Annotated in this window: 28 protein-coding genes, 1 tRNA gene and 2 pseudogenes; 20 read left to right on the top strand and 11 right to left on the bottom strand. The window is 45.4% G+C overall.

The window, feature by feature from the left end; translation table 11 throughout:
* Window positions 1–2 precede the first annotated feature (2 nt).
* Window positions 3–947: an alpha-L-glutamate ligase-like protein gene (locus AAW31_RS11800; protein WP_046850371.1), complete on the top strand. Its 945-nt coding sequence runs from the start codon at window positions 3–5 to the stop codon at window positions 945–947.
* An 85-nt stretch (window positions 948–1,032) separates the two neighbouring features.
* Here AAW31_RS11800 and AAW31_RS11795 read toward each other — a convergent pair whose 3' ends face one another.
* Both AAW31_RS11795 and AAW31_RS11790 read right to left on the bottom strand, forming a co-directional pair.
* On the bottom strand, window positions 1,033–1,356 hold the full coding sequence (locus AAW31_RS11795) for a chaperone modulator CbpM (RefSeq protein WP_046850370.1): 324 nt from the start codon (window positions 1,354–1,356) through the stop codon (window positions 1,033–1,035).
* Window positions 1,357–2,304 carry a DnaJ C-terminal domain-containing protein gene (locus AAW31_RS11790; RefSeq protein ID WP_046850369.1) on the bottom strand — a complete coding sequence of 316 codons (948 nt, stop codon included), beginning with the start codon at window positions 2,302–2,304 and terminating at the stop codon, window positions 1,357–1,359. It abuts the gene before it with no gap.
* 364 nt (window positions 2,305–2,668) lie between these two features.
* On the opposite strand from AAW31_RS11790, the gene AAW31_RS11785 reads away from it, so the two are divergent.
* Window positions 2,669–2,971 (top strand): YciI family protein, encoded by a 303-nt coding sequence (locus tag AAW31_RS11785; RefSeq protein ID WP_046850368.1) that lies wholly within the window; start codon window positions 2,669–2,671, stop codon window positions 2,969–2,971.
* A 165-nt stretch (window positions 2,972–3,136) separates the two neighbouring features.
* On the top strand, window positions 3,137–3,934 hold the full coding sequence (locus AAW31_RS11780; protein WP_046850367.1) for a peptidyl-prolyl cis-trans isomerase: 798 nt from the start codon (window positions 3,137–3,139) through the stop codon (window positions 3,932–3,934).
* A gap of 35 nt (window positions 3,935–3,969) precedes the next feature.
* Here AAW31_RS11780 and alr read toward each other — a convergent pair whose 3' ends face one another.
* A complete protein-coding gene (gene alr, locus AAW31_RS11775) occupies window positions 3,970–5,061 on the bottom strand; it encodes an alanine racemase (protein ID WP_046850366.1) in 1,092 nt (363 codons plus the stop codon).
* A 393-nt stretch (window positions 5,062–5,454) separates the two neighbouring features.
* On the opposite strand from alr, the gene ftsY reads away from it, so the two are divergent.
* The 5 genes from ftsY (at window position 5,455) to AAW31_RS11750 (ending at window position 9,512) form a co-directional block, all read left to right on the top strand.
* Window positions 5,455–6,453, top strand: a complete 999-nt coding sequence (gene ftsY / locus AAW31_RS11770; protein WP_046850365.1) for a signal recognition particle-docking protein FtsY — start codon at window positions 5,455–5,457, stop codon at window positions 6,451–6,453.
* A gap of 41 nt (window positions 6,454–6,494) precedes the next feature.
* Window positions 6,495–7,148 (top strand): cell division ATP-binding protein FtsE, encoded by a 654-nt coding sequence (gene ftsE / locus AAW31_RS11765; protein WP_046850364.1) that lies wholly within the window; start codon window positions 6,495–6,497, stop codon window positions 7,146–7,148.
* The gene (ftsX, locus tag AAW31_RS11760; protein WP_046850363.1) at window positions 7,145–8,053 is read left to right on the top strand and encodes a permease-like cell division protein FtsX; all 909 of its coding nucleotides are present in this window, start codon (window positions 7,145–7,147) and stop codon (window positions 8,051–8,053) included. The genes ftsE and ftsX overlap by 4 nt, the downstream gene beginning before the upstream one ends.
* Before the next feature lie 384 nt (window positions 8,054–8,437).
* Complete coding sequence (rpoH, locus tag AAW31_RS11755) at window positions 8,438–9,286, top strand: RNA polymerase sigma factor RpoH (protein WP_046850362.1); 849 nt, start codon at window positions 8,438–8,440, stop codon at window positions 9,284–9,286.
* A gap of 133 nt (window positions 9,287–9,419) precedes the next feature.
* Window positions 9,420–9,512: transfer RNA gene (locus AAW31_RS11750), tRNA-Ser, on the top strand.
* Between the two features lie 285 nt (window positions 9,513–9,797).
* Here the strand turns inward: AAW31_RS11750 and AAW31_RS11745 are convergent.
* Window positions 9,798–10,541, bottom strand: a complete 744-nt coding sequence (locus AAW31_RS11745; protein ID WP_144412946.1) for an IS5 family transposase — start codon at window positions 10,539–10,541, stop codon at window positions 9,798–9,800.
* A 42-nt stretch (window positions 10,542–10,583) separates the two neighbouring features.
* Window positions 10,584–11,713 (bottom strand): IS3 family transposase gene (locus tag AAW31_RS11740; protein WP_144412787.1). Its coding sequence is split into 2 segments (ribosomal slippage): window positions 10,584–11,461 and window positions 11,461–11,713, totalling 1,131 coding nucleotides; the frame shifts between segments, so codons are not numbered across the junction.
* 207 nt (window positions 11,714–11,920) lie between these two features.
* On the opposite strand from AAW31_RS11740, the gene AAW31_RS23680 reads away from it, so the two are divergent.
* From AAW31_RS23680 to AAW31_RS11700, 8 genes are all read left to right on the top strand, one after another.
* On the top strand, window positions 11,921–12,085 hold the full coding sequence (locus AAW31_RS23680) for an Arm DNA-binding domain-containing protein (protein ID WP_392390565.1): 165 nt from the start codon (window positions 11,921–11,923) through the stop codon (window positions 12,083–12,085).
* Between the two features lie 66 nt (window positions 12,086–12,151).
* On the top strand, window positions 12,152–12,490 hold the full coding sequence (locus AAW31_RS19050) for a tyrosine-type recombinase/integrase (protein WP_052752224.1): 339 nt from the start codon (window positions 12,152–12,154) through the stop codon (window positions 12,488–12,490).
* A 19-nt stretch (window positions 12,491–12,509) separates the two neighbouring features.
* Window positions 12,510–12,875, top strand: coding sequence for an IS630 transposase-related protein (locus AAW31_RS11725; RefSeq protein WP_046850361.1), 366 nt, complete (start codon window positions 12,510–12,512; stop codon window positions 12,873–12,875).
* On the top strand, window positions 12,799–13,260 hold the full coding sequence (locus AAW31_RS11720; RefSeq protein WP_144412945.1) for an IS630 family transposase: 462 nt from the start codon (window positions 12,799–12,801) through the stop codon (window positions 13,258–13,260). Before AAW31_RS11725 ends, AAW31_RS11720 begins: the two co-directional genes overlap by 77 nt.
* 68 nt (window positions 13,261–13,328) lie before the next feature.
* Window positions 13,329–13,559 carry a hypothetical protein gene (locus AAW31_RS11715; protein ID WP_046850360.1) on the top strand — a complete coding sequence of 77 codons (231 nt, stop codon included), beginning with the start codon at window positions 13,329–13,331 and terminating at the stop codon, window positions 13,557–13,559.
* A 197-nt stretch (window positions 13,560–13,756) separates the two neighbouring features.
* A complete protein-coding gene (locus AAW31_RS11710) occupies window positions 13,757–14,047 on the top strand; it encodes a DUF5681 domain-containing protein (RefSeq protein ID WP_052752223.1) in 291 nt (96 codons plus the stop codon).
* Between the two features lie 182 nt (window positions 14,048–14,229).
* On the top strand, window positions 14,230–15,315 hold the full coding sequence (locus tag AAW31_RS11705; RefSeq protein WP_046850359.1) for a glycosyltransferase family 4 protein: 1,086 nt from the start codon (window positions 14,230–14,232) through the stop codon (window positions 15,313–15,315).
* Window positions 15,312–16,583 carry an MFS transporter gene (locus AAW31_RS11700; RefSeq protein WP_046850358.1) on the top strand — a complete coding sequence of 424 codons (1,272 nt, stop codon included), beginning with the start codon at window positions 15,312–15,314 and terminating at the stop codon, window positions 16,581–16,583. Before AAW31_RS11705 ends, AAW31_RS11700 begins: the two co-directional genes overlap by 4 nt.
* Here AAW31_RS11700 and AAW31_RS21390 read toward each other — a convergent pair.
* Window positions 16,580–16,864, bottom strand: coding sequence for a hypothetical protein (locus tag AAW31_RS21390; protein ID WP_046850357.1), 285 nt, complete (start codon window positions 16,862–16,864; stop codon window positions 16,580–16,582). The genes AAW31_RS11700 and AAW31_RS21390 overlap by 4 nt on opposite strands.
* Between AAW31_RS21390 and AAW31_RS11690 the strand changes: the two genes are divergently transcribed.
* The 3 genes from AAW31_RS11690 to AAW31_RS11680 all read left to right on the top strand — a co-directional run bounded on the left by AAW31_RS11690 (window position 16,863) and on the right by AAW31_RS11680 (window position 21,359).
* The gene (locus tag AAW31_RS11690; protein WP_046850356.1) at window positions 16,863–17,639 is read left to right on the top strand and encodes a BON domain-containing protein; all 777 of its coding nucleotides are present in this window, start codon (window positions 16,863–16,865) and stop codon (window positions 17,637–17,639) included. The two genes, AAW31_RS21390 and AAW31_RS11690, sit on opposite strands and share 2 nt — an antisense overlap.
* A 50-nt stretch (window positions 17,640–17,689) precedes the next feature.
* Window positions 17,690–18,991 carry an MFS transporter gene (locus tag AAW31_RS11685; RefSeq protein ID WP_082110435.1) on the top strand — a complete coding sequence of 434 codons (1,302 nt, stop codon included), beginning with the start codon at window positions 17,690–17,692 and terminating at the stop codon, window positions 18,989–18,991.
* Between the two features lie 202 nt (window positions 18,992–19,193).
* A complete protein-coding gene (locus tag AAW31_RS11680; RefSeq protein WP_187426927.1) occupies window positions 19,194–21,359 on the top strand; it encodes an amylo-alpha-1,6-glucosidase in 2,166 nt (721 codons plus the stop codon).
* Between the two features lie 274 nt (window positions 21,360–21,633).
* On the opposite strand, the pseudogene AAW31_RS11675 reads toward AAW31_RS11680, so the two are convergent.
* The 3 genes and pseudogenes from AAW31_RS11675 to AAW31_RS11665 all read right to left on the bottom strand — a co-directional run.
* Window positions 21,634–22,047: pseudogene (locus tag AAW31_RS11675) on the bottom strand (transposase); the annotation flags it as partial.
* 10 nt (window positions 22,048–22,057) lie between these two features.
* The gene (locus tag AAW31_RS11670; protein ID WP_200899624.1) at window positions 22,058–22,483 is read right to left on the bottom strand and encodes an IS630 transposase-related protein; all 426 of its coding nucleotides are present in this window, start codon (window positions 22,481–22,483) and stop codon (window positions 22,058–22,060) included.
* A gap of 155 nt (window positions 22,484–22,638) precedes the next feature.
* On the bottom strand, window positions 22,639–23,016 hold the full coding sequence (locus AAW31_RS11665) for a group II intron maturase-specific domain-containing protein (protein ID WP_046850353.1): 378 nt from the start codon (window positions 23,014–23,016) through the stop codon (window positions 22,639–22,641).
* Between the two features lie 116 nt (window positions 23,017–23,132).
* Here AAW31_RS11665 and AAW31_RS11655 point away from each other — a divergent pair.
* A pseudogene (locus tag AAW31_RS11655) lies at window positions 23,133–24,306 on the top strand (IS3 family transposase).
* A 324-nt stretch (window positions 24,307–24,630) separates the two neighbouring features.
* Here AAW31_RS11655 and AAW31_RS23675 read toward each other — a convergent pair.
* Entirely contained in the window at window positions 24,631–24,825 is a 195-nt protein-coding gene (locus AAW31_RS23675) for a transposase (protein ID WP_407667751.1), read from the bottom strand.
* Window positions 24,780–25,058, bottom strand: a complete 279-nt coding sequence (locus AAW31_RS22195) for a hypothetical protein (RefSeq protein WP_200899808.1) — start codon at window positions 25,056–25,058, stop codon at window positions 24,780–24,782. Before AAW31_RS22195 ends, AAW31_RS23675 begins: the two co-directional genes overlap by 46 nt.
* Window positions 25,059–25,080: the final 22 nt, after the last annotated feature.

Raw genomic sequence — 25,080 nt, 5'->3', positions numbered from 1 at the left:
AGATGTTCAAAGTCTTACTCAATCTAAAGCGAGCAGGGGTAGTTGGGATAAACCGACGAAATGCGGATTATATCTTACGTTACAATGAACGATCTCTCTACCCATTAGTTGATGACAAGCTTCGCACCAAACGGCTAGCCATTGCTGCAGGCATTGCAGTACCCGAGTTGTATGGTGTGATTGAAATCGAACATGACATAGGTCATCTCCCCGATATTGTAAATAGTCATAAAGATTTCGTGGTTAAACCGGCGCATGGCTCGGGGGGAAACGGCATTTATGTGATCATTGGGCAAATCAATAACCGCTACCAGCATAACAATGGCAGCTTATTGACAGAAGAAGATCTGGAATATCATATTTCCAATATTTTAAGTGGCATGTATAGCCTTGGCGGCCAACCAGATCATGCGCTCATAGAATACAGGGTAAAGTTTGATCCGATATTTGAGTCAATCAGTTATCGTGGCGTACCCGATATTCGCACAGTAGTATTCAGAGGCATCCCTGTTGCATCAATGGTGCGTTTACCTACACGTATGTCAGATGGTAAGGCGAATTTACATCAAGGAGCAGTTGGAGCAGGCATAGATTTAGCAACCGGGCTTACTACGCATGCTGTCTGGCAGAACCAACCTGTTGAACAACACCCTGATACTGGCGCCAATATTGGAAATTTCAAGATTCCTCACTGGGATAAGCTATTAGCATTGGCCTCTCAGTGTTATGAATTGGTCGGATTAGGTTATCTGGGAGTAGATGTGGTGTTGGATCGTGAGCTTGGTCCTTTGGTATTGGAATTGAATGCAAGACCTGGTTTGTCTATCCAAATTGCAAATGGAAAAGGGATGCAGAAGCGTCTTAGATATATTGATCAACTTGCTGAAACTCCTGCTTCAGCGCAAGAACGCGCATCTCTTGCACAGGATCTTTGTGTTCGACTATAGAAGGCCAGCTTTCTAATCGTTGTATCCATCTATACTAGCTTTATCAGCTTGCCTTTTACTGAGGAAATAGTAGGTTTACGCTAAACTATTCTGTATCATTCGATGTGATCGTACTTAAACGAGTACGCAATATTTCGATTTCTTCACGAAGCTGGAGTACCAACGCGGCACCTGCCAGATTAACATCCAGATCTCTTTGTAGTCTCTGAATAATTTGAACGCGCCGCAAACAAGTACCACTGAAATACCACCGCTTAGATGTAATATTTATTGGCTCAAGAATCCCTTCTTCCACTAAAGAAACAATCCACTCTGCATTGACTGCACAGATCCGGCTTAATTCACCGAGAGAAAGCTCCATATTATCTTCAACGATAATGCCGTCGATTACATTATGATGTATTGTCATTTATATCCCCAATTTGGTGCGCGGATTGAATGCTAGTTTTTGTTCCATTTCCCGGTATAGTATGCGAGCTTGCTCGCTATCAGCTGGCGGCAAAACAACTTGTAAAATAATGTATAAATCTCCGGGTGGATGAGCCGGAATGCCACGTTCTTTCAGGCGCAGCTTGCGCCCTGATTGAATGCCAGCAGGTATTTTCAAATCCACAATACCTGTTGGAGTAGGCGCTTTGATGGTGGTTCCCAACGCCATTTCCCATGGCGTAACAGGAAGTTCGAGGGAGACATCCTTCTCCTCAACTTTATACAAGGAGTGCGGCTGAAATGCTACCTCTAAATAAAGATCCCCAGCACTATTTTGATCCACGCCTGGGCTACCTTGGCCTACAAGACGAATAAGTTGCCCCTGTCGAACGCCTTTGGGAATTCTCACATTTAATGTACGCTTTTTAATTTGCGGCCGCCCGTCAGGACCTATTTCTGTGTGCTGAAGTGTGATAGTACGAGTTGCTCCATGATAAGAATCTTCAAGATCAATTAATATTTTGGCATGGGTATCTTCGCCACGTACATTAAAGCCATCATGACGATTTTTCCTGTTGGCATTGAAGCGGCTTCCGAATAATGCTTCAAAAAAGCTGCTGAATTCTGAAGTATCTGCTTGAGTAAAACCTCCGCCATGAAACTCAAAACCTTGATTCCATCCAGGCGGGGGTTGAAATTCCTGACCACTTCTCCAACCGCTGCCTAATTGATCATATGCAGCCCGTTTTTCAGGATCTTTAAGTACCTCATATGCTTCGCCAATCTCTTTGAAGCGGACCTCGGCATCAGGTTCTTTACTGACGTCTGGATGATATTTTCGTGCCAGTTTACGATAGACTCGCTTGATATCATCTTGTGTGGCATCGCGTTTGATGCCCATAATATTGTAATAATCTTTGAATTCCACTTTACACTATATTCAATATATTTTTTATGATTGGTAATCATTCCAGTTTAAATCAAATTTAAATCCAATATTATTTTTGTTCAAGCTAAATTCTGGTTGAATCAGATAAATATTTAACCTGAATTCTCCATTAACCTCCTGGTTATTTAATTTTTGGATATAGGTTTAATGATTTTTTCAATTGATATTGGAAACAAGTTAATATGAAGTATAAAAATTGAATCTAAAGAGTTCTTTATAATCTATATTTAGGATGAACATGAAATAATCTCTAACTTACCAATAATTCTCATCTAATTATTCCAAATCATTGATAAGTATAATCAAAGACAAATTAATAAGACTAAGGCAGGAAATTAATATAATGTTTTATGTGATAAATGGGGAAGATGCTCCAGGCAGCCTTGAAAAACGCATGATGGCCAGGCCAGCCCATCTAGAGCGCATCAAAGCATTGCAAGATGAAGGACGACTTATACTTGCAGGACCTTATCCAGCAATTGATAATCCTGATCCTGGTCCAGCCGGCTTTTCCGGAAGCTTAATCGTAGCTGAATTTGTTTCACTTGAAGCGGCTCAATCTTGGGCAGAAGCGGATCCTTATGTAACCTCAGGAGTCTATTCAAAAGTAACTGTTAAACCATTCAGGAAGGTTTTGCCAGATTAAACCTTATAAAATATTAGATTAAAAATTATTAATAAGGTTTGCCAGATATTTTATGTTACCTATGCCTATAATATGTAAAGAATCACGCTTACAGTCAATAAAACTGTTAGGGCGTAATCTTATATAAAAAATTCTATTAATTTTATATTACCTAAAGGAAGTTGCATGCAGTTAATAAAATTTCTATTGTTAATATCGGTATGTGTGCCAAGTTTTGTTGTCACCTCTCTTCATGCTCAATCAACTGCTTCCGTAGCCAAAGTAAATGGAGTTGCTATTCCACAGGCACGGCTTGATTTTATGGTCAAAGCGGCTGTGGCTCAAGGGCAACCTGAATCTTCAGAAATGAGGAATACGCTGCGCGAAAATCTCATCGCAGAAGAAATTATTGCGCAAGAGGCTCAGAAAAAAGGACTTGATCGAGATCCGGATGTGATCACTCAAACCGAGCTTGCTCGTCAGGCGATATTAGTTAGAGCCTATCAAGCTGATTATATTAAAAATAATGCAGTAAGTGACGATATCTTACGACGTGAATATGAAACGGTAAAAGCACAGATGGGCGATAAAGAATATAAAGCTCGTCATATCCTGGTTGAAAGTGAAGCAGAAGCCAAAGATATCATTGCTTCTCTTAAGAAAAAAGGGGCTTCTTTTGAGAAAATAGCAAAAGAAAAATCGATTGATACCGGCAGTAAAAACAATGGTGGTGAATTAGGATGGAGTGCGGCTGCAGCCTATGTCAAGCCTTTTGCGGACGCTTTGCAAAACATGAAAAAAGGAAATATAACAGAAAAACCGGTGCAAACTAATTTCGGATGGCATGTCATTCGTTTGGAAGATGTACGTCCTGCAGTTCCACCTCCATTTGAAGAAGTAAAAACAAATATGCAACAGCGTGTATTACAGCGGAACTTTGCTGCGACTGTGCAAGATCTACGTAGCAAAGCTAAAGTCGAATAATCTTATTTGCTTGGGAGTCAGTAAAGTTAAAGGCTTTACTGATTCTCGTTCGTTACTGTTATTGTCTTCACCCTTGAGGATAAAGCGCAAAACAATTCATAACTGATTGTGCCTGCAAATTTCGCCACTTCCTCTATAGGTAATTCATTTCCCCATAAAATTACTGGGCTCCCGATACTGGCATTCTTAATGCTGGTAAGATCAATGGTTAGCATATCCATGGAGATGCGTCCAATAATACGTGTGCGTTGCCCATTAACAAGGACCGGAGTTCCGGTGGGTGCATGTCGTGGATATCCATCGGCATAACCGCACGCAACGATACCAATGTTCATGGGTTGTTCAGTCTGAAATTGGCCACCATATCCAACCTTTTCTTTTGCAGCTAGATGCTGTATGGCGATTATTTTACTTGATACCGTCATGACAGGGCGTAATCCTAGCTCTGAAGCGGTTTTATCAATTAGAGGAGAGGCACCGTAGAGCATAATGCCCGGGCGTACCCAATCAGCATGTGTTTTTGGATATTGTAAAATTGCTGCAGAGTTTGCCAATGAGCATGGTAGAGGATATTTTCCAGCAAACAAGTCAAAACGTTTGAGTTGCTGATTCACTTCGTCTTCTTTAAAGGGATCATCTGCGCAGGCAAAATGCGTCATTAACGTAATTTGATCGATACGCGGATTATTCTTGAGTATTTTAAGTGCTACCAATCCTTCCTCGGGTGTAAAACCAAGACGGTTCATTCCTGTATTGATTTTAAGAAATACATTGATCTTAGTTTCTAGTTTTGATGAGGACAGCATGGCTAATTGCTCATGATGGTGTATGACGGTAGTTAACTGATACTGTCTTATGATGGCTAAATCTGCCTCGGAGAAGAAGCCTTCCAGAAGCAAAATAGGCTGATAAATACCGGCTTCTCTTAAGCGTACCGCAGCGTCGATTTCAAGAACAGCAAAAGCATCTGCGGTTTTGAGGGCGCTTGCAATATTGAGTAGGCCATGTCCATAAGCATTTGCCTTGAGGACTACTATGAGACGTGCGTTTTGCGCATGTTTGCGTGCAATGCAAAGATTATGCTGAAGTGCTACCAGGTCAATCCGTGCATGAATCGGGCGAGACATGGGTATTATTCGACTGGAAAATAAGGCTTATTTCAATTATTTGAATTTTATTCCATTTCTCTAGCAGAGATTGCCGGAATAAAAAATATATTTAATTATATCAATAGGTTATAATAGATACCAATTAATTGGATTATTTTGCAGATAGCTAATTTTTATCATTTTAACGGGTAGTAGAAGCTATCAGAGAAACATTTTGATGTAACATAAAAAATAATGTAGTAGGGAATTCATCTTTACAAAGAAAATGAGTATTTTAATACTGCAAGTATTTGATTATGGAAGTGAAATGATATAAAAGTTTAACGCGCTATTTTTTAGCACACCCAAATCCGGGTAATAAGAATACAATCAACATTTATCGTAAATTCATAATAATTACAGCCTACCAGAATGTTTAGTCTTTTTAAATCTAAAAAAAATTCTACTGACAAAAGTTCCGCTGAGGACAATTCTAAGACGGAGAGTTGGACAAGTAAAATCAGACAAGGGCTTGCTCGAACCCGGCAGAACTTTGGCAAGCAATTATCTAGCTTGTTAAGTAGTCGCAAAATAGATGAGGCACTCTACGATGAACTTGAGACGATTTTGCTTACAGCAGATGCTGGCGTGAATGCTACTAATTTGCTGCTGGATGCATTACGTAAGAAAGTAAAACGAGATGCGCTGAACAACGCGGAGCAGCTTAAAGAAGCACTTCAAGAAACTTTAATCAATTTGCTTGCTCCATTGGCTCAACCGCTTGACGTGACGACCAAGAAGCCATTTATCATTATGATAACGGGCGTAAATGGGGTCGGTAAAACAACTACCATTGGCAAACTTGCTCATTATTTTCAATCGCAGGGTAAATCAGTATTGCTGGCTGCTGGTGATACATTTCGTGCGGCAGCACGAGAACAATTATTGGCATGGGGTGAACGCAATAATGTGACAGTTATCGCACAGGAAAGTGATTCTCAGAAAAAAAGTGATCCTGCCGCTGTCATATTCGATGCCATCAATGCAGCTAAAGCACGTGATATTGATATAGTACTGGCTGATACTGCTGGCCGTTTGACGACCCAAATGCATCTGATGGAAGAGATTAAAAAGATCAAACGAGTGATCAACAAGGCGTTACCAGATGCCCCCCATGAGGTCTTGTTAGTATTAGATGCCAATACAGGTCAGAATGCACTTAATCAGCTCAAAGCCTTTGATGAAGCCCTTGGCGTGAGCGGCTTAGTCCTTACCAAACTGGATGGGACTGCCAAAGGGGGTGTAATAGCTGCGATAGCCGCCCAATATCCACAAAATCCTCCTGCTTTACGCTTTATCGGAATAGGGGAGGGGTTAGAAGATCTGAGGCCTTTTGATGCGCAAGAATTTGTCGAGGCAATATTTGATTAAGCTTTTAACCAATTAGATCTGTTTGTGGCTACTGGGTATTTATGATTAATTTTGTCAATGTTTCCAAACGTTATCCAGACGGGTTTGAGGCTTTAAAAAATGTTGCTTTTACAATCCATTCGGGTGAATTAGTTTTGGTAGCCGGTCACTCCGGTGCTGGTAAAAGCACGATGTTAAAGCTTATTGCGGCAATTGAGCGTCCCACCTATGGCAATATTATGGTAAGCGATCAGAATGTCAACGCACTTAAGAAAAATACAGTTCCTTTTTTACGGCGTAGTCTGGGTTTAATCTTTCAGGATCAGAAGATTTTGTATGACCGTAATGTTTTTGCCAATGTGATGCTGCCATTACAAATACGTGGCTTTCAGAATAAAGCGACAGCTGGGAGAGTTCGTGCTGCACTTGATAAAGTTGGGTTACTGAGAAAGGAAAATGCTTACCCAATTACATTATCTGGTGGCGAGAAGCAACGATTATGTATTGCTCGAGCAGTGGTTCACCGCCCATCCATTTTAATAGCCGATGAGCCAACAGCAAATCTTGATGTAGATTATGCGCAAAGCATTATGGAAGTATTCCGATCTTTTCATCAGGTAGGGGTTACGGTGGTGATCGCCACACATGACACCGCTCTCTTAAATGATAACCGTTATCGTAAACTTACACTCAATCAAGGAAAGCTGGTGGTATGAAACTATGGTTATCACAACATTGGCAAGCACTAAGCCGAGCACTCAGGCAGCTTGCTAATACGCCCTTATCCAGCCTCCTGAGCATTATTGTCATTGGGATTGCTTTCAGTTTGCCCCTTGGTATTTATACTATGCTCGGGAACTTGCAAGCTATTTCTAGTGATACTGCCAACACGCCACAATTAAGTATATTTCTTAAATTGAACGCATCACAAGCAGAGATTGAAAACGTTAATTCAAAATTGGAAGAATTTCCTAATATTGCGAGTTTTCAATTTATTTCCAAAGAGATTGCCTTGCAACAATTACAACAAGAAAGTAGCTTAAATGAGATGGTAAATAATCTACCAAAAAATCCATTACCTGATGCTTTCATTATCAATCTCCAGCAAATTCTACCTGATGAATTAGAGGATATACGCGCTGTAATAAAAAAATGGCCTGAGATAGAGCATGTTCAGGTCGATACCGATTGGGCCAGGCGGGTGGATGCTTTACTTAGATTGGGGCAGCTTGCCGTAGTGATGTTAGCCGTTGTGTTAGGTTTTGCATTAATCATAGTCGTTTTTAATACAATTCGCTTACAGATATTAACCAAGCGAGATGAAATTGAAGTTATTAAATTAATCGGAGCGACCGATAGTTTCATCCGTCGTCCTTTTCTTTATTTCGGCGCAATACAAGGAATGGCAGGTGCAGCCGCTGGCTGGCTCCTTATTGCCTTGTGTATTCAAGCCATCAATGAAAGTCTAGTGGAACTGACCCAACTCTATGCAACAGATTTTCATCTGAATTATCTGTCTTTAAACGATAGTCTTAGTTTGCTTATCTTTTCAGCATTGTTAGGCTGGCTGGGAGCAAGATTATCAGTTGCACAGCATCTCTCTCAAATAGAGCCAGAATAAAAATATTGGCTTCTAGTAGGTAAATTCCATTTCCCAATCAAAATTGAGGCGAAGGCGAGCCGCAGACAATATCAATCATACGGCAAAGCGAAGCCGACAAAGTCAGTTTTGATTTGAAATGGAATAAACTTTTCTATACCCAACATTTCTATATACAAATACATTTTCTAGATTTTTTCTTCAAACCATAAAATATTCTCTGAACGAAGTATTTAGAGAATATTTACTTTATTTTTTCACTAAAGTCAGGCTTTCAAAGAATTTTTTTCTCATAAAATTATAATAATTAAAGAAACTTAAGGAATTCTTAGCACTCTCATTGCGCGAGTGCTAAAATAAATTTTAAAATAATAATAATTCAAAATTGAGATGAAAGGAGAAAGTATGACAACAACTCTTGCGTTACCCACGATCGTAGGAAATAGTATTGAAGGCTATATTCAAACTGTTAACCGTTTCCCTATGCTGTCCCAAGAGGAAGAAATACGCTTGGCGAGATGTTTGAGGGATGAAAATGATATAGAAGCAGCTCATCAATTAGTGCTATCGCATTTAAAAGTGGTCATTATGATAGCCCGCGGCTATTTAGGTTACGGCTTACCCCATGCCGATTTAATACAGGAAGGTAATATCGGCTTAATGAAAGCGGTGAAACGATTTGATCCAGAACGTGGCGTGCGCCTGGTATCCTTTGCGGTTCATTGGATTAAAGCAGAAATCCATGAATTCATCATGCGAAATTGGAGATTAGTCAAAATTGCAACCACTAAACAGCAACGTAAATTATTTTTTAATTTGCGGAGCATGAAACAAGGTTTGAATACTATGAATCAGGAGGAGATAGCCGCCGTAGCAAAACAATTGGGAGTCAAATCTGAAGAAGTAGTCGAAATGGAGACCCGTTTTAGTGGGCGTGATATCTCATTGGAGCCATTATCAGAAGAAGATGATGAAAGCTGCAATCCTATTGATTATTTGACTGATGGCATCGATCCCTCGCAAATTATTGAAAAAAACCAGATTTCTCACATATGCCATGAAAGACTTCAAGAATCACTTGCCAATCTTGATGATCGCAGCCGTCATATTATTGAAGCGCGCTGGTTAAGAGAGAAAGATACTGCGACACTTCATGAGTTGGCCGAAGAATTAGGGGTATCAGCTGAGCGGATTCGACAAATTGAAGCCAAAGCCATCCAGAAAATAAGAAATTCAGTTGTTAATGCTATCTAATTTTAAGTAAAGATTATGTTAGACATTTAGAACTGGTCAGGTGAGTAAAATTTACCTTTTTTGCTATAATTAAAATAGCTATAAACTGGTAAACTATAAAAGCTCGCAAATTTATACTTTAAATAACGTGCAAGGAGAGGTACCGAAGTGGCCATAACGGCGCTGACTCGAAATCAGATGGTCGGGGTAACCTGACACGTGGGTTCGAATCCCACCCTCTCCGCCAATTTATTATCTAATAATATCTAACGATATCCAATAATTGTCTAAATATATAATAAATACAATCAGATTAACCTTTTTAACTATCCATCAGTATCTAATTATATCTATTGACAGCCAAGTATAACTTGGCATAAATATTAGGGGCACCTCTAAAAATACCTAAAAAAAGCAAATCAATTCAACCAGGAGGGCAATTTCACTTGATTCTCAAAGTTTTTCTGTCCAATAATTAAATTTTTCTAAATTCAAGGTGATTCGGGTTGTTATCTTCTCGTTTTTGCTCCCTTTAAGCCATTTCGGACGCACTAACCCTATCGAAACTGAAATACCCTTTTCGAATCAGCGTCGCTACACGCTTGATGTTATAGACGAGGTTGAGTAAGCCTATTTGTACTTTTGCTCTCCCATAACCTATGGTACGAATCGTGATTCCGCCCAGTTCATTCGTCATCGAACCAAACACATGCTCGACTCGTGCACGCACCCGTGATTTCTCTTTGTTACTGGATTTTTGTGCTTGCGTGAGGGGATGATTGCGAGCGCCTTTTTCGTGAATCTGACTCGTGTATTTTGAGGTGACCAGACTTTCTTCCTGTGCATTGCTGCGGTATGCTGAGTCCGCATAAATATCTGCGCCTCCCACTTCAGGGGATTGCAGCACTTCTTCCAAAACCTGACTGTCATGAATTTGCGCTGAAGTAACTTCCCATGTGGTTATCAGCTTGGTATCGCGATCCATATTGACGTGATCTTTGTAACCATAAAATGATTCGCTGTTCTTCTTCGTCCAACGCGCATCAATGTCTTTTTGCGCCAGTTTGTGGGGATTCTGTCCCCATTCAATCGGAACGGCATCTTCTTTAATCATCTTGTTTTCTTCACGTGTATTGCGTTGTTTAGGCACACTCACAAAGGTCGCATCAATGATCTGACCTGACTTCAGTTCTACCTCCAACTCTCGTAAACATTCATCGAATCTTGCAAACAGACGATCCATCAGATGGTGATGTGGTTCCCTGTAACTGGACAACCTGAAAGAAAGTTCAGCTCTGATATGTATAGTTAAACAGGTTCAGGCAACCCGATCAATTCTTGGATCACTATAGTAGATTTCATCAGGCGTAAGACGGTCAAGGCTTTGATGAAATCGTTCTTGATTGTACCATTCAAACCATGTGGATAAATTCTGCTTTATCTCCTTCAGATTATTGAATTCTCTGGTATATAAAAGCTCATACTTAACTGTCCGCCAAAGTCGTTCAACAAAAATGTTGTCATAGTAGCACCCCTTGCCATCCATGCTGATCTGAATATGATGATCTTTTAGTATGGAGGTAAATGCTTCGCTGGTAAACTGTACGCCCTGGTCGGTATTCATGATCTGTGGACAGCCATAATCCTGGATGGCTGCCTCCAGCGCCTGAGTACAAAAGTCAGTATCCAAGGTATTGGACAAGCGCCAGCTCAACACCTTACGCGAATGCCAGTCGATGATGGCAACCAGATAGCCAAAGCCTTTCTCCATGGGGACATAGGTTATGTCGGCAGCCCAAACCTGATTGGGTTTATTAATGACAAGTTCTCTAAGCAGATAAGGATAGACCTTATGCTGTTTGCTTGAGATGCTGGTCCTGGGTTTTGGAGCTATGCTGACAATACCGAGTGTCTTCATTAAGGAAGAGGCTTTCTTGCGCCCTAACATGATTCCCTGGCGCTGAAACCAGGTAGCATAACTGCGTGAGCCATATTGTGGCGTCTTTAAGTACTGTTCATCCATCATGCGCAGCAGAACCAGATCAGCATTACTGATTGGTTGCGGTTGATAATAATAAGTTGAGCGCGCCAGATCCAGCAGCTGACATTGACGAGTTTGACTAAGTTTGCCATGGGGCTCAATCATCTCTTTGCGTTCTACAAGACTTAATGATTGAGCTTTCTTGCTAAAAAATCGCGTTCTACCGCCAATTGACCAATAACCCGGTGCAGGTCATCTGTTGTAGGCTGCTCCTTATTGGCGGCAGTATTATTTTTACAAAACAGCTCGGCAGCTTGCTCAATGAGTTGCCGTTTCCAGCTATTGATCTGCGTGGGATGTACATTATAACGCGCTGCTAATTGGGGGACAGTTTCATCACCACGTATCGCTGCCAGCGCTAGTTTTGCTTTGAATTCGCTCGAATATTGTATGCGCTTTTTACTCATTGTTATTAAGCTCCTTTTTAATTCTGCCAGAGCTTAACAACCTGTACAGTTTTTGGGTACCACTTCACTGGGGTTTAATCTTACCCCTGTTCCTGAGGCTACTTAATATTTGCTGTAAAACCATTGTGTTACATTTGTTTCTTGAAAGAGGTGCCCTTAGTATAACTTTCTACACTTATTGGAGTTATACCAATATGTTACTCACTGATGCTGAAATACGAAATACAAAATCTAGCAAGTAAGGTTCAATATTTATTTGATAATGAGGGATTGTATTTACAAGTCAATCCCAACGGGTCACGGTGGTGGCGTTTTAAGTACCGCTTCCAGGGAAAGCCTAATTATTATCTCTGGGGATATATCCCAATATAACTTTAAAAGATGCTCGCTTGGCACATTTCGAGGCACGGAAACTTATTACTAAGGGCATAGACCCTAGTGCACAAAGAAAGCAAGCTAAGGCCGACATTAAGGAAAAAAAGTGAGATAGCGCGACGAATTGCTGCAGGTATTCCTCTGGAAAATATTTTTCAAGCTGTCGCTTTGGAATGGCTTGATAAACAAACTCATACTTGGGTACCACATCATGCTAAAGACGTTAAGCGCAGATTGAAAAATATTATTTTTCCCTATATTGGCACAAAGATGATTGCAGAGATTGAGCCTCTTGAACTTCTAGCAGCTATAAGAAAAATTGAAGAACGTGGCTCATACGATTTAGCACACAGGGTATTACAGCTGTGCGGTCAAATATTTCGATATAGCGCAACCAGATAATACTGATTATAATCTAGAGATGGCATATTCATTAGATTTCCGCCGTAAAGTCCTGTCTGTCCGAAAGAAAGAAGGACTTACGATAGCCGAGGTGGCGGCCCGGTTTGATGTGGGCGTGGCAAGCGTGACACGCTGGGTTAAGAACATCCATCGTAAACCTCAAGGGTTTCGCCAACGCAAGATTGATCTTGAGGTATTGCGCCAGGATGTTCGCGATTATCCTGATGCTTATCAGTACGAGCGGGCAAAACGTTTGGGTGTAGCGCAAAACGCTATTTTTCTGGCGCTCCAGAAGCTTAACATCACCTATAAAAAAAACTCTGAAGCATCCCAAAGCAGACGAAAACGCACGGCGCATCTTTCAGGAGAAGATGGCCACTTATGAAGCTGCAGGCCGGGCCATTGTCTACATTGATGAAAGTGGCTTTGCACAGGATGCGCCGCGCACTCATGGTTATGCACCTGCTGGTCAGAGATGTCATGGCACGCATGACTGGCATGCGCCAGGTCGTATCAACGCGATCGGCGCCCTGATCGGAAAGCTATTGCTCACCGTCAGCCTGTTTGCAGTCAATATCAGCGCTGATGTGTTCCACGGATGGGCGATGCAGGACCTGTTGCCTAAATTGCCGTCACATGCCGTCGTTGTGATGGACAATGCCGCCTTCCATAAGAGGCAGGATACGCAAGAGGCCATACAAAATGCTGGGCACACCCTTGAATATTTGCCCGCCTATTCTCCTGATCTCAATCCTATCGAACATACATGAGCACAGGCCAAGGCACTGCGTAAGCAACAAAGCCAAACCGTTGAGATGCTTTTCAAATCTTATACATTTTGATCATTCTTAAATGGTTAAGCTATATCTCCAGTTATGCTGAGTGGTCAGACTACTGCCGGCAATCATTGCTATGTTTGGGTTTGCCAGATCCAGCGGCCTGTATTTTTGAATACATAAATGATGACTCCGACCGGGAATTACTGGGTGATTTCTTGCAGGCTTGGCATAACAAATTGTCACCGATATTGCAGGCGAGCGGGATGGAATCATTGACTGTAGACATCTAGGATGGTGGATAAAACGTCGTGCTGGACGTGTAGTCAATGGCTTGCGATTTGTAAAAGATGATACAACGCGGAATGCGGCAAAATGGAAAGCTGAATCGGTTTCGTCGATTAGTCGGTTTTTTCCCCTCGCTTTTATCAAAAATAGTATGTGTGATTTTTTCATTTAGATTGAAAATGCTCGATCAAATTTAAATTTCTTGTTAAAACAGGAGAAAAGCAACAATGAAACGATAGAAAAGAAGCAAGGCCGCTGGAAATCAGGAGAGTCTGGAAATCCTAATGGACGCAAGCCTGGTACAGGCAAAATAGCAAAGCTGCGAGAGAGTATTGCAGAACATATGCCCGAGATTATTAGTCAGATGGTAAGCAAAGCTAAAGAAGATGATGCTCAGGCAGCCAGATTATTAGTGGAACGGGTTATCCTGCAAATTTTTTCATCAGTGTGTCAACCAAAAATTTTTTGTTACGTTACTAAGCAGATAAGGTGATAAATCATAAGTAGGAAAAAAGGAAGTATATTGCACTAACATTTGCTTTATAGAGAGGAAGAGTCAGATTAAAAAAAGAAAGATAATTCTGAAAGAAAAGTTACCTATATTTCCTAATGCCTGTAATGTAATTATGAATAAGAGTACTTATTTTCTTATACACATACAAAGGAGTCGTTCGAATGAAAATTGCGCAAGTGTCACCCCTATGGGAAAGTGTGCCACCGAAGATGTATGGAGGGACAGAACGGGTAGTCTCTTACATAACCGAAGAACTCGTTCGCCAGGGACATGACGTAACATTATTCGCGAGTGGCGATTCCTTAACGAAAGCGAAACTGGAAGCTCCTTGCAATCAAGCACTTCGTCTCAACACTGGCATCTTTAGCCGGGAGGCCCCGCTAATTTCGATGGTGGAACAGGTCTTCAGCGTGGCTGACCAGTTTGATGTGATCCATTCGCATCTCGATTTTTTGGCATTTTCTCTTGCGCGGCGTTCCCCCGTGCCGGTGGTTACCACATTGCACGGGCGGTTGGACTTGCCGGAACTGGCGCCAGTATTCCGTGAGTTCTCCGAATTGCCCTTGGTTTCCATTTCAAATTCGCAGCGAAGTCCATTACCTTGGTGTAATTGGTTGGCTACTGTGTATCACGGATTGCCCAGCGACTTATACAGTGCTCATCCTGAACCAGGTCAATATTTGGCATTCCTTGGGCGTATTGCCCCGGAGAAGTGTCCAGACCACGCCATCGAATTGGCCAAGCGGGTCGGCATACCATTGCGAATTGCGGCAAAAGTCGATCAGGCCGATCGAGCTTATTTCGAACGTGTGGTCGAACCGTTACTGGATCATCCGCTGATTGAGTTTGTCGGTGAAGTGACCGATGTGCAAAAGAATGATTTCATCGGCAATGCTCTTGCTATGGTTTGTCCTTATGATTGGCCCGAACCGTTCGGATTGGTTTTGATCGAAGCGTTGGCTTGTGGTACGCCCGTGCTCGGATACCGCCGCGGCTCTATCCCCGAAATCATCGAACATGGGATGACCGGTCTGATTAGTGAAAACCTTGATGAGATGACCAAACATGTCGAAGGCATCTCCTTGATCGATCGGCGGCGATGCCGCCAGGTATTTGAAGAACGGTTTACCGTCGAGCAGATGGTGCGGAATTATGTCCAGGCGTACCAACAAATACTGAGCGGGCCGCAAGTGTTTCCCGGAAAGCGAAACACGATTGCAGAAGGGATGTCCGCGGAATGGCTATGAAAGAGAAGGATGTTACGGTGCAGTCTGCCACAAGTGGTTGGAGATTACTCTGGACCAAAGATTTTGGGATGCTCTGGGCCGGACAGGCCATTTCCCAGATCGGGGATGGCCTGAGCAAAGTGGCGCTCCTCTGGTTCGTCTATGAACTTACCGGATCCGCACTCAAGATGACCGTGATCGGTCTTCTGCAGACCATTCCACCGTTGGTCTTTGGCCCTTTGATCGGCGTCTATCTGGATCGTCTGCCGAAAAAAATGGTAATGATTGTCGTTGACTTGGTGCGTACGCTGACCGTAGTGCTCATTCCTTTATGTTATGCCTTTGACGTATTGACGCTCGAACGTCTCTATGTGCTCGTGTTCTTGAATTCGATTGTCTCCACGATTTTCGGGCCGGCGCTATCATCGGCCGTTCCCTTGATTGTCGATCGATCACAATTGACCTCGGCCAATGCACTTATTCAAAGCACGACGAACGTTGGAGTTCTGCTGGGTCCGGCCTTGGGCGGCCTGGGCATTGCAGTGGTCGGAGTGCAGAACGTTCTGTATTTCAACGCCGTGGCATACTTTATTTCCGCGTTGTGCATCATTCCGATCGCCGTACGCGATAGTCACGTGGTCAAACGGCTGGAAGTCTTGTCTACCCCCATCATCAAGGATCTGGCCGTGGGGTTCCGGTTCGTCTTTATCCAACACCGAATTGTATTCGCTTTGATGATTACAGCCGTGCTCTATAATTTGGCTATCAGTGCCTTTGTGTTCATGCTGCCTGTCGTCGCGAAAGAAGTGTTGCAGGTCGGACCGCTCGAGTTGGGATGGATCTGGTCGGCATTGGGGATCGGAATGCTGGCGGCTTCCCTCTGGTTGGCCTGGGTACCACAAGGTGATTTTCGCAATCGCATCGGTCGAATCGCCAAGTTCCTGGCAGTGGGAGGTCTGGCGGTCTGCAGTCTTGGATTGATAGAGACGCCGGTGTTAGCGAACACAATGTTGCTGATCGGCGTCATCGGCGGTACCACATCGGTGTATTACCCAGTCGTGTCAGCCACGCTCCAGGAAGTGACGCCCGAACACCTCTTAGGCCGTGTTTTCACCACGTTTAGCACTGGTGGAATGGCTTCTTCTATGGTTGGCATGGCGGGGTTTGGATGGGCTTCGGATGAAATCAGTCCGGCTGCAAGTCTGGTCGGTATCGGATTGGCCCTGTTGCTCACTGCAATGGTGACGATTCATGTGAGTCGTCGAGATTATGCTCCAGCCACGACCTAGTTATCCGGAATTTCTCTGGACCACGGGTTTGCAGAGCCCGTGGCCGCCGTATGATTGCCTTGTTTCATCTTCTCGCGCATGTGGTTCTCGTGCTTACCCAGCTTATCGTGTATTTCCGGTTTCTTTCGCAGCGGTGAATCGAATGCCTTACAGTGCGGCGCGTGCAGCAGGGCAAATCCGTGGAGAGGATTCGGACGTGATCCAGCATGAAAACGTGATGTCATGATTTCTTTCTTCCGTTCATTCAGATTTGCTGCATTGATCGCTCTGATATGCAGCATGGCGTTGATAGATGGACGAATCCTGCTCGGCGCCGAATCTCTCGAAATCAAACCTGAGGTGGTGCCGAAGCTTAAGGAGACCGAACCGACGATCCATGAGTCTGAACATAAACTCAAGGAACTGGAACAGGAGACGGAGGAGTCGGAAGCGAAATCAAAGGATATGGAATCGCACCAAAAAGAAGTGGAAATAATTGGCGACGAACGGCCATGCCCGCAGGTCAATCCGCCAGCGGACAACAAACCGGCGGCAAACGGCCAGTCGTCCACAGATCAGACGTCAACGGACAAAACCAAATTCGTGGAAGCCGAAGGGAAAGAATCAATACACTCCCTGATAATCACGGCCAAGCTAGCGCTCATGGCCGATTCCCGACTTTTTCCCTATGACATTGAAATTGACGCAAAAGGCAAGGATCTGGTCCTTCTCGGCAAGGTCACCAGCGACAGCGAAAAGCAGACGGCAGCAGATATTATCCGTTGTCTCGACGGAGTGCATGCGGTCAAGAATCGTCTGAAAGTGAATCCAAATGCCTCTCATGGGCTCGTCGTCGAGCGAGACAAAATCATCACTCAACTGATAAAAGAACGATTCGAAAAGAGTGAAACATTGCAAGCGGTGAAGTTCGAGGTAAAAACGGAAGGAGGAGTCGTTACGTTGACTGGATCCACGCGATTTCAGGTCATTATTCTGGAAGCGGCTCAGGCGGCTCGCCAGGTGCCCGGTGTCAAGGCGGTGAACACCAGCACCGTCCGGCTCATTACAGCTGAGTAAACGACTCCCTAGTGCCCAAGCTGGTTTCATTCCATGAATTCTAACTCACTATGAAACGATGCAACACGAATGAATCCAGGCTGAGCCCGACAGTTAGCTGGTCACCGCAATTCCTCACACGAGACTTTACCCTCGTGTGGTGGGGTCAGATGGTCTCGCAGGTCGGTGATGCGGTGTCCAAGCTGGCGCTACTTTGGTTCGTCTATGCCATTACCGGTTCTCCGCTTAAGACCACGATCATCGGCTTGCTGCAGACGCTTCCGCCGATTCTGTTCGGGCCTTTCATCGGGGTCATCGTCGACCGGCTGCCCAAGAAATTACTGCTGATCGGTAGCGATCTCATCCGTGCCGTAGTACTTGGTTTCATACCCTGTTTGATCTCGGTCGAATCCTTCAGCATTGAGCGTCTCTATATCCTGGTTTTCGTTCATGCGGTTGCGTCGGCCGTGTTCGGACCGGCGCTGACTGCCTCGATTCCGCTCTTGGTCGCCCGGCATGAATTCACCGCGGCCAATGCGCTTTTACAGACAACGACGAGCATTGGCATCATCATCGGTCCCGCACTGAGCGGCATAGGGATCGCAACGATGAGTTCACAGGAAGTGCTCTGTATCAATTCCGTCAGTTATCTCGTCTCGGCCGCGTGTTTCCTGATTATTCGGTTTCCGGCAGCCGAATCGGCCTCCGCGGCGGTAACTTCGCTGACCAATATGTTTCAGGATGTGCGGGACGGATTTCGGTACGTGTTGTTCGATCAGCGGATGATCCTACTGTTAATTGGTGTTGCTATAGCCTACACATTTTCAGCAAGCGCCTTCAGTACTTTGTTCCCAGTGTTCGGGAAGAAGATGCTGGATTTAGGTCCGGTCGAGGTTGGCTATTTTTGGTCTGCCTACGGTGTAGGGCTTTTGGTAATGTCGCTGGGGTTGGTCTCTCTGTCCGGTTGGCCGCTTTACCGGCGCATTCAAATGATGATGGTGTCCAGTCTGATCAGTGGGTTTGCCATATGGGGGTTGGTCTTGACTTCCAATCGTCTTCCCGCTGCGCTGCTCATGGTCGTGATCGGCATAGGAGCTGGTGCGTTGACTCCGATTGCCTGGGGCATCCTGCAGGAGATCGCGCCGCGGGTAATGTTGGGACGTGTCCTGGCCATTTACAATCTTGGCGCGATGGTAGCAGCCATCGCAGGGATGACGTTGTTCGGCTGGACGACGCAAGAGATCGGGGAACTCCCGAGTGTCGTAGGAATTGGAACTGGGTTCTTTTTGGCCGCCATCGTCTCGGCTTATGTCATCCACTGGATGAGAACAAATTGGACGGAACAATTATTGCTGCCGAAGAGCCTGAAGTGATCAAGCTTGCGACGCAGCTCTCCACGCATTGACCAATAGTGTTGGGACGTGAGATTGAATGGTATATTGAGCATGGTCGGTAAGAAGAGTATAAGGTAATAAGAGGAATTGAACTGCCGCGTGATCATTCGTTCGGGTCTGTCCATTGGATATTCGCGGATGAGATCGTGTAATCATTTCGGCAAGCGTAATGGAGGTTTTTGTGGAAGAGATTATCAACATCAATGATCAGTTTTATATTCTTGCCAGCTCGTCCATGGCGGACAATCGGACCCGGGTGCTCAAGCATGGCGAAACCTTCGGTGTCTTCGATCGCTATGGGGATATTCAACTGGTCGGTCATGGAACACAGGGCTTGTATCACGAAGGAACGCGGTTCCTGAGCCGGGAGGAATTGTTTCTGAACAATGGTCGGCCGATGCTGCTCAGTTCCACCATCAAGGAAGACAATGCGTTGTTGGCGGTCGATTTGACCAATCCGGACCTATATCACGAAGGCCAGATCGACATTCCGCGGGGTAGCGTGCATGTCTTTCGCTCCCGGTTTTTGTGGAACGGAGTGGGGTATGAACGATTTCGTTTCTCGAATTTCAGTCTGGCCGCCATATCGATACAGATCGGACTCCGGTTCGAATCGGATTTTGCGGATATCTTTGAAGTCCGTGGCACAAAACGGCAACATAAAGGGAAGCAATTGCACGGGGCGGTGGGAAAGGATGTTCTCGTCTTGCCCTACGAGGGACTCGATGGAGTGTTGCGTCAAACCAGGATCATGTTTTCGCCGATTCCGACGGAACTCAGTGTGACGCAAGCGCTGTTTAATATGACCTTGGACCCAAAAGCCGAGATGTTGGTTACCGTCACGATCTGCTGCGATATCGGCGCGAAACTGCGGACTTGTTTTGCGTACGATCATGCGGTGGCCGAGACCGAGATGGAGCTCAAAGCCGAACAAAGCGAGGATTGCCTGATTCATACATCTAACGAGCAATTCAATGAATGGTGGAACCGTTCGTTGGTGGACTTTCGCATGATGGTCACCGAGACGGCCGAGGGGCCCTATCCGTACGCTGGGGTTCCCTGGTTCAGCACGCCATTTGGCCGGGACGGCATTATTACGGCGCTCGAAGCGTTATGGATCAAACCGCAGATCGCTCGCGGGGTGCTCGGTTACTTGGCGTCGGCCCAAGCGAAGGAACTGAAGATGGCGCAGGATGCCGAGCCGGGAAAGATTCTGCACGAGACGCGAAAGGGGGAAATGGCCGCGCTGGGAGAGATTCCCTTTGGACTGTATTACGGCAGTGTGGATTCGACACCGCTCTTTGTCATGTTGGCGGGAGCCTATTATGAACGGACGGGCGACCTCGCGTTAATGCGCACCCTTTGGCCGAATATCGAACTGGCCCTTGATTGGATCGATACTTATGGTGATCAGGATGGGGATGGATTCGTGGAGTACCATCGAAAGTCCCAGACAGGACTGGATAATCAGGGCTGGAAGGATTCGAGTGATTCGGTTTTTCACGAGAACGGAGAACTAGCGGAGGGCCCGATCGCCTTGTGCGAAGTACAAGGCTATGTCTATGACGCCAAGCAGCAGGGCGCTAAATTGGCGGAAGCGCTCGGATTACCGGAACGAGCGAACGAACTCCGTCGGCAGGCGGAAAAACTGAAACAACAATTTGAAGAGGTGTTCTGGTGTGAAGACTTGTCCACTTACGCACTGGCATTGGATGGACATAAGAAAACCTGTCGCGTGAGAACGTCCAATGCGGGTCACTGTCTGTACACTGGGATCGTTAGTCCCGACCGCGCCGTTCGGTTGGCCGACACCCTGATGAACAATGATCACTTCAGCGGATGGGGGGTGCGCACGTTGGCGGATGGGGAGAGACGCTACAACCCAATGTCGTATCATAACGGCTCCGTGTGGCCTCACGACAACGCAATTATCGCAGCCGGTCTTGCCCGATATGGTTTGAAGGCTGGCGTGGAAAAGATCATGACTAGCTTGTTTGATGCCAGCCTGGTCGTGGATCTCCACCGGCTGCCCGAATTGTTTTGCGGGTTTGTCCGCCGACCCGGCCAAGGCCTGACCCGCTACCCTGTCGCCTGTAATCCCCAGGCCTGGGCTGCGGCCTCCGCCTTCATGGGTCTTCAAGCTTGTCTGGGTATGTCGATTCATGCGTCTGAGGCCAAAGTGTACTTTACGTACCCGATACTCCCGGTATTCCTGCATGAGTTGCAGATCAAGAATCTACAAGTAGGAAAGGCCTCGGTGGATCTGCTTGTCCGGCGGCATAAACTGGATGTCGGGATTATTGTCATGCATCGGCAAGGCGACATAGAGGTCGTGGTCGTCAAATAACAAGCCCTAAGCCCTCATTATAACCCCGGCATATTTTAAAATAAGATTAGATGGATTGACATCATAATTTTATTTCAAAATCAAACATGACAAAAGGCAAGCCCAAACAGCATAATAATATAGCCTAACCAGTTAAGAATGATTCATAATGTATAGGATTTGAAGAGCATCTCAACGGTCTGGTTTTGTTGTCTACGCAGTGCTTTGGTAGAGTAAAGGACTGGCTTTCAATCGCCATTAGGAGTTGCTTATAGCAGATCCCATATAAAATGATTTAAATTTCATAAGCGGCAAAGAGCTGCTCGATGGAACAACCTTCCTTTTTTCTGATGGCTTTGGCCTGAGCCCATTTGGGTTCAATGTCATTTAAGTCAGGGGAATAAGGCGGTAGGTATTCAAGTGTATGCCCGGCATTGGCAATGGCGGTTTGGATATCCTGCCGTTTATGAAAGGTTGCGTTGTCCATGACAATCACGCAAGCGGGCAAAAGTTTAGGCAACAGGTCCTGCGTTATCCACGCATAGAAAATGTCAGCGGTGATATTGGCGATGAACAGACTTATGGTCAGCAGCGTCTTTCCGATGAGAGCGCCAATCACATTGGTTCGACCTCGTGCATGCCAGTTTTTTACGCCATGGACGCGCTCACCCACTGGCGCATAGCCATGCGTGCGTGGCATGTCGTGCGCAAAGCCGCTTTCATGTCGTGCGCAAAGCCGCTTTCATCAAGGTAGACGATAACGCGGCCTGCTCGCTCATAGTCTTCAATTTTTTTCTGGAAGATACGCCGCTCTTTTTCGCTGGCTTTGGGGTGACACAGGCTTTTTTTTTATAAGTCACGCCCAGACGCTTTAAAGCATGGTTAATGCCTTGCTTGCTGACACCCAACCGTTTGGCGCGCTCGTACTGATACGCGTCCGGATAATTCTTGATGTCCTGCGCCAACATTTCCATGTTGATCTTGGTGGCAGGTTTGTTGCGGGTGGTCTTGGGATCGGGAGTTTTGATCCAACGCATCACGCTGGCGACCCCTACACCAAAACGCTTGGCCACTTGCGCGATTGAGAGGTTCTCCTTCTCACGAACGGATAATACTTTACGGCGAAATAATATCGGATAGGTCATCTGTAAATTACAATCAATTTATAGGGGACATGCTATATCTGTTTCCGCCCCTTTCGTTTGGCGGTGCCTCAATAGCCATTCCATAGTCAATTTCACCAGCCCTTCCTCATCAAACCGTGCATGCGTTATTAACGCACACAGCTTTCCGATGCTCTTCACGTCGAGGCATGCGCCATCTTCCAGCCAGCTATCGTTGATAATTTGTAGAGTCCATGCTTCTCATACAGTACGCACCTCGGAAATTGAATCATTGCTGATTTCCAATTCGTCACCTTGTACCGCTTGCGTAGATGAATTCTCAACCGCTCTTCAGCAAAACGTTTCACCTTGAGAAATACCGCCGATGAATTCCTGAAATGAAAATACTCCGACCAACCGCGCAGCGTTCGATTCATATCACGCACTACCTCGTCCAACGGTCTCCATGTCTGGTTCCTCGCCGTTATCTCACTGATGCGGGTCTTTACCTTCTTTACCGCCTTATCGCACGGATTGATGTGCGGGTAAGCCATCCCCTTTGAGCCGACATTCATCTTCAGTTCAAATCCCAGAAAGCGAAACTTCTCTTTGCCGGCATCAACAATCTTGATATGGTCTAATAGACCCGGACACTCCAGTTAAGAGAAAATAGTCTTAATTGGAGGATGAAATGGAACCTAGGAAACACTATACAAAGGAATTCAAGCTGGATGCAATCAGCTTGGTACTGGATCAGGGATTAACGATAGCAGAAGCTGCCAGAAACCTGGAAATCAGGGCTAACATGCTTGGGCGATGGATCAGGGAAAGCCAGGCGGATACTAATGGTCAGGCATTCCGCGGTAATGGGAAACTGACACCGGAGCAGGAAGAAATCCGGCGGCTTAAACTAGAAAACAAGCAATTAAAGCTTGAGCGGCAAATACTAAAGGAGGCGGCGGTCTTTTTCGCGAAAGAAACGAAGTGAAGTATTCGTTCATCACCCAAAAGAAAAAGACCTACCCGGTCGGCCTCATGTGCCGGCTATTGGGTGTCAGTCGCAGTGCTTGACTCATGACTATGAACAACGCTGCTGCAATTGCCCGGATGATCTACACCACAGGCAACTACTTAATGCTGTGCAGAATATTGCAAAATCATGCGATTATACCTATGGCAGTCGCAGGATGAAGCGAGCGCTAAGTGCCTTGGGCTATCGGGTTGGTCGCTGGAAGGCGAGAAGACTAATGCAAGAAGCCGGGATACAAGTGAAACACCGGAAGAAATACAAGGTGACGACGGACAGCAATCACCCGTTGCCAGTGTTTGAGAACCAATTGAATCGGCAATTTACGGTTGCCAGACCGGATCAAGTCTATGTTTGCGACATTACCTGCATTTGGACTCAGGAAGGCTGGCTGTATCTGGCGATTGTTATCGATTTGTTCTCCCGAAAGGTGGTGGGCTGGAGTATGAGCTCACGGATGAAAGCAACACTGGTTTGTGATGCATTACGAATGGCGATCTGGCTACGCCGGCCACCGCCTGGCCTGATCGTGCATTCGGATCGTGGGTCGCAGTATGCTAGTAAAGCATACCGCAATCTACTGAAAGCATACGGTTTTATTGGCAGCATGAGTCGTCTGGGAAATTGTTGGGATAATGCGGTTGCGGAAAGTTTCTTTGGCAGCCTCAAGCAGGAACGCTGCCAATGGCGGCATTACCAAACCCGCCATGCAGCACAGCAGGATATTTTGCAGTATATCGCCGTGTTTTATAACAACCAAAGACTGCATTCATACCTGGATTACAAAAGTCCGAATCAATATGAAGCAGAAGCAGCAGAATCGATAAAAGCAGCTTAACTGAGGTGTCCGATTTTACTTGACCACGTCAACCGTTATGGATCTCCAGCACTGTACAATTTAACTTCCGATACATGCCGACCCTGCTACCCCGACGGCTCGCTAGTGTGGCTTCCATTACCAGCACACTATCACTTCGGCCTTCCCTATACAGACACGAGGTCGGCAACCGCATTTAGTTTACGAGGCTACTTCTAGGTTCACTTGCGTTACGGCCTGCATCTTTGTCGTTTAGAAACTCACGTCACTCAATTACTTGAATGCCGCTCCTTCGTGCTACCAAGGCGTATGGACAATTCCTTGGACGGGACTTTAACCCGCTAGTTAAATTGCTGTTACTGCGAACGCCTGTGCCCATTTATGTTCGATGGGGTTTAGATCAGGAGAATAGGCGGGCAAATATTCAAGGGTGTGCCCAGCGTTTTGTATGGCCTCTTGCGTATCCTGCCTCTTATGGAAGGTGGCATTGTCCATCACAACGACGGCATGTGACGGTAATTTAGGCAACAGGTCCTGCATCGCCCATTCGTGAAACACATCCGCATTGATATTGAGTGCAAACAGGCTGACGTGAGCAATAGCTTTCCGATCAGGGCGCCGATCGCGTTGATACGACTTGGCGCATGCCAGTCATGCGTGCCATGACATCTCTGACCAGCAGGTGCATAACCGTGCGTGCGCGGTGCATCCTGCGCAAAGCCACTTTCATCAATGTAGACAATGGCCTGGCCTGCAGCTTCATAAGCGGCCATCTTCTCCTGAAAGATGCGCCGT

The sequence above is a fragment of the Nitrosomonas communis genome (assembly GCF_001007935.1).
Classification (GTDB): Bacteria; Pseudomonadota; Gammaproteobacteria; order Burkholderiales; family Nitrosomonadaceae; genus Nitrosomonas; species Nitrosomonas communis.
Note: the sequence above shows the minus strand (reverse complement) of the source record. Positions and strands in the feature narration are given on the sequence as shown.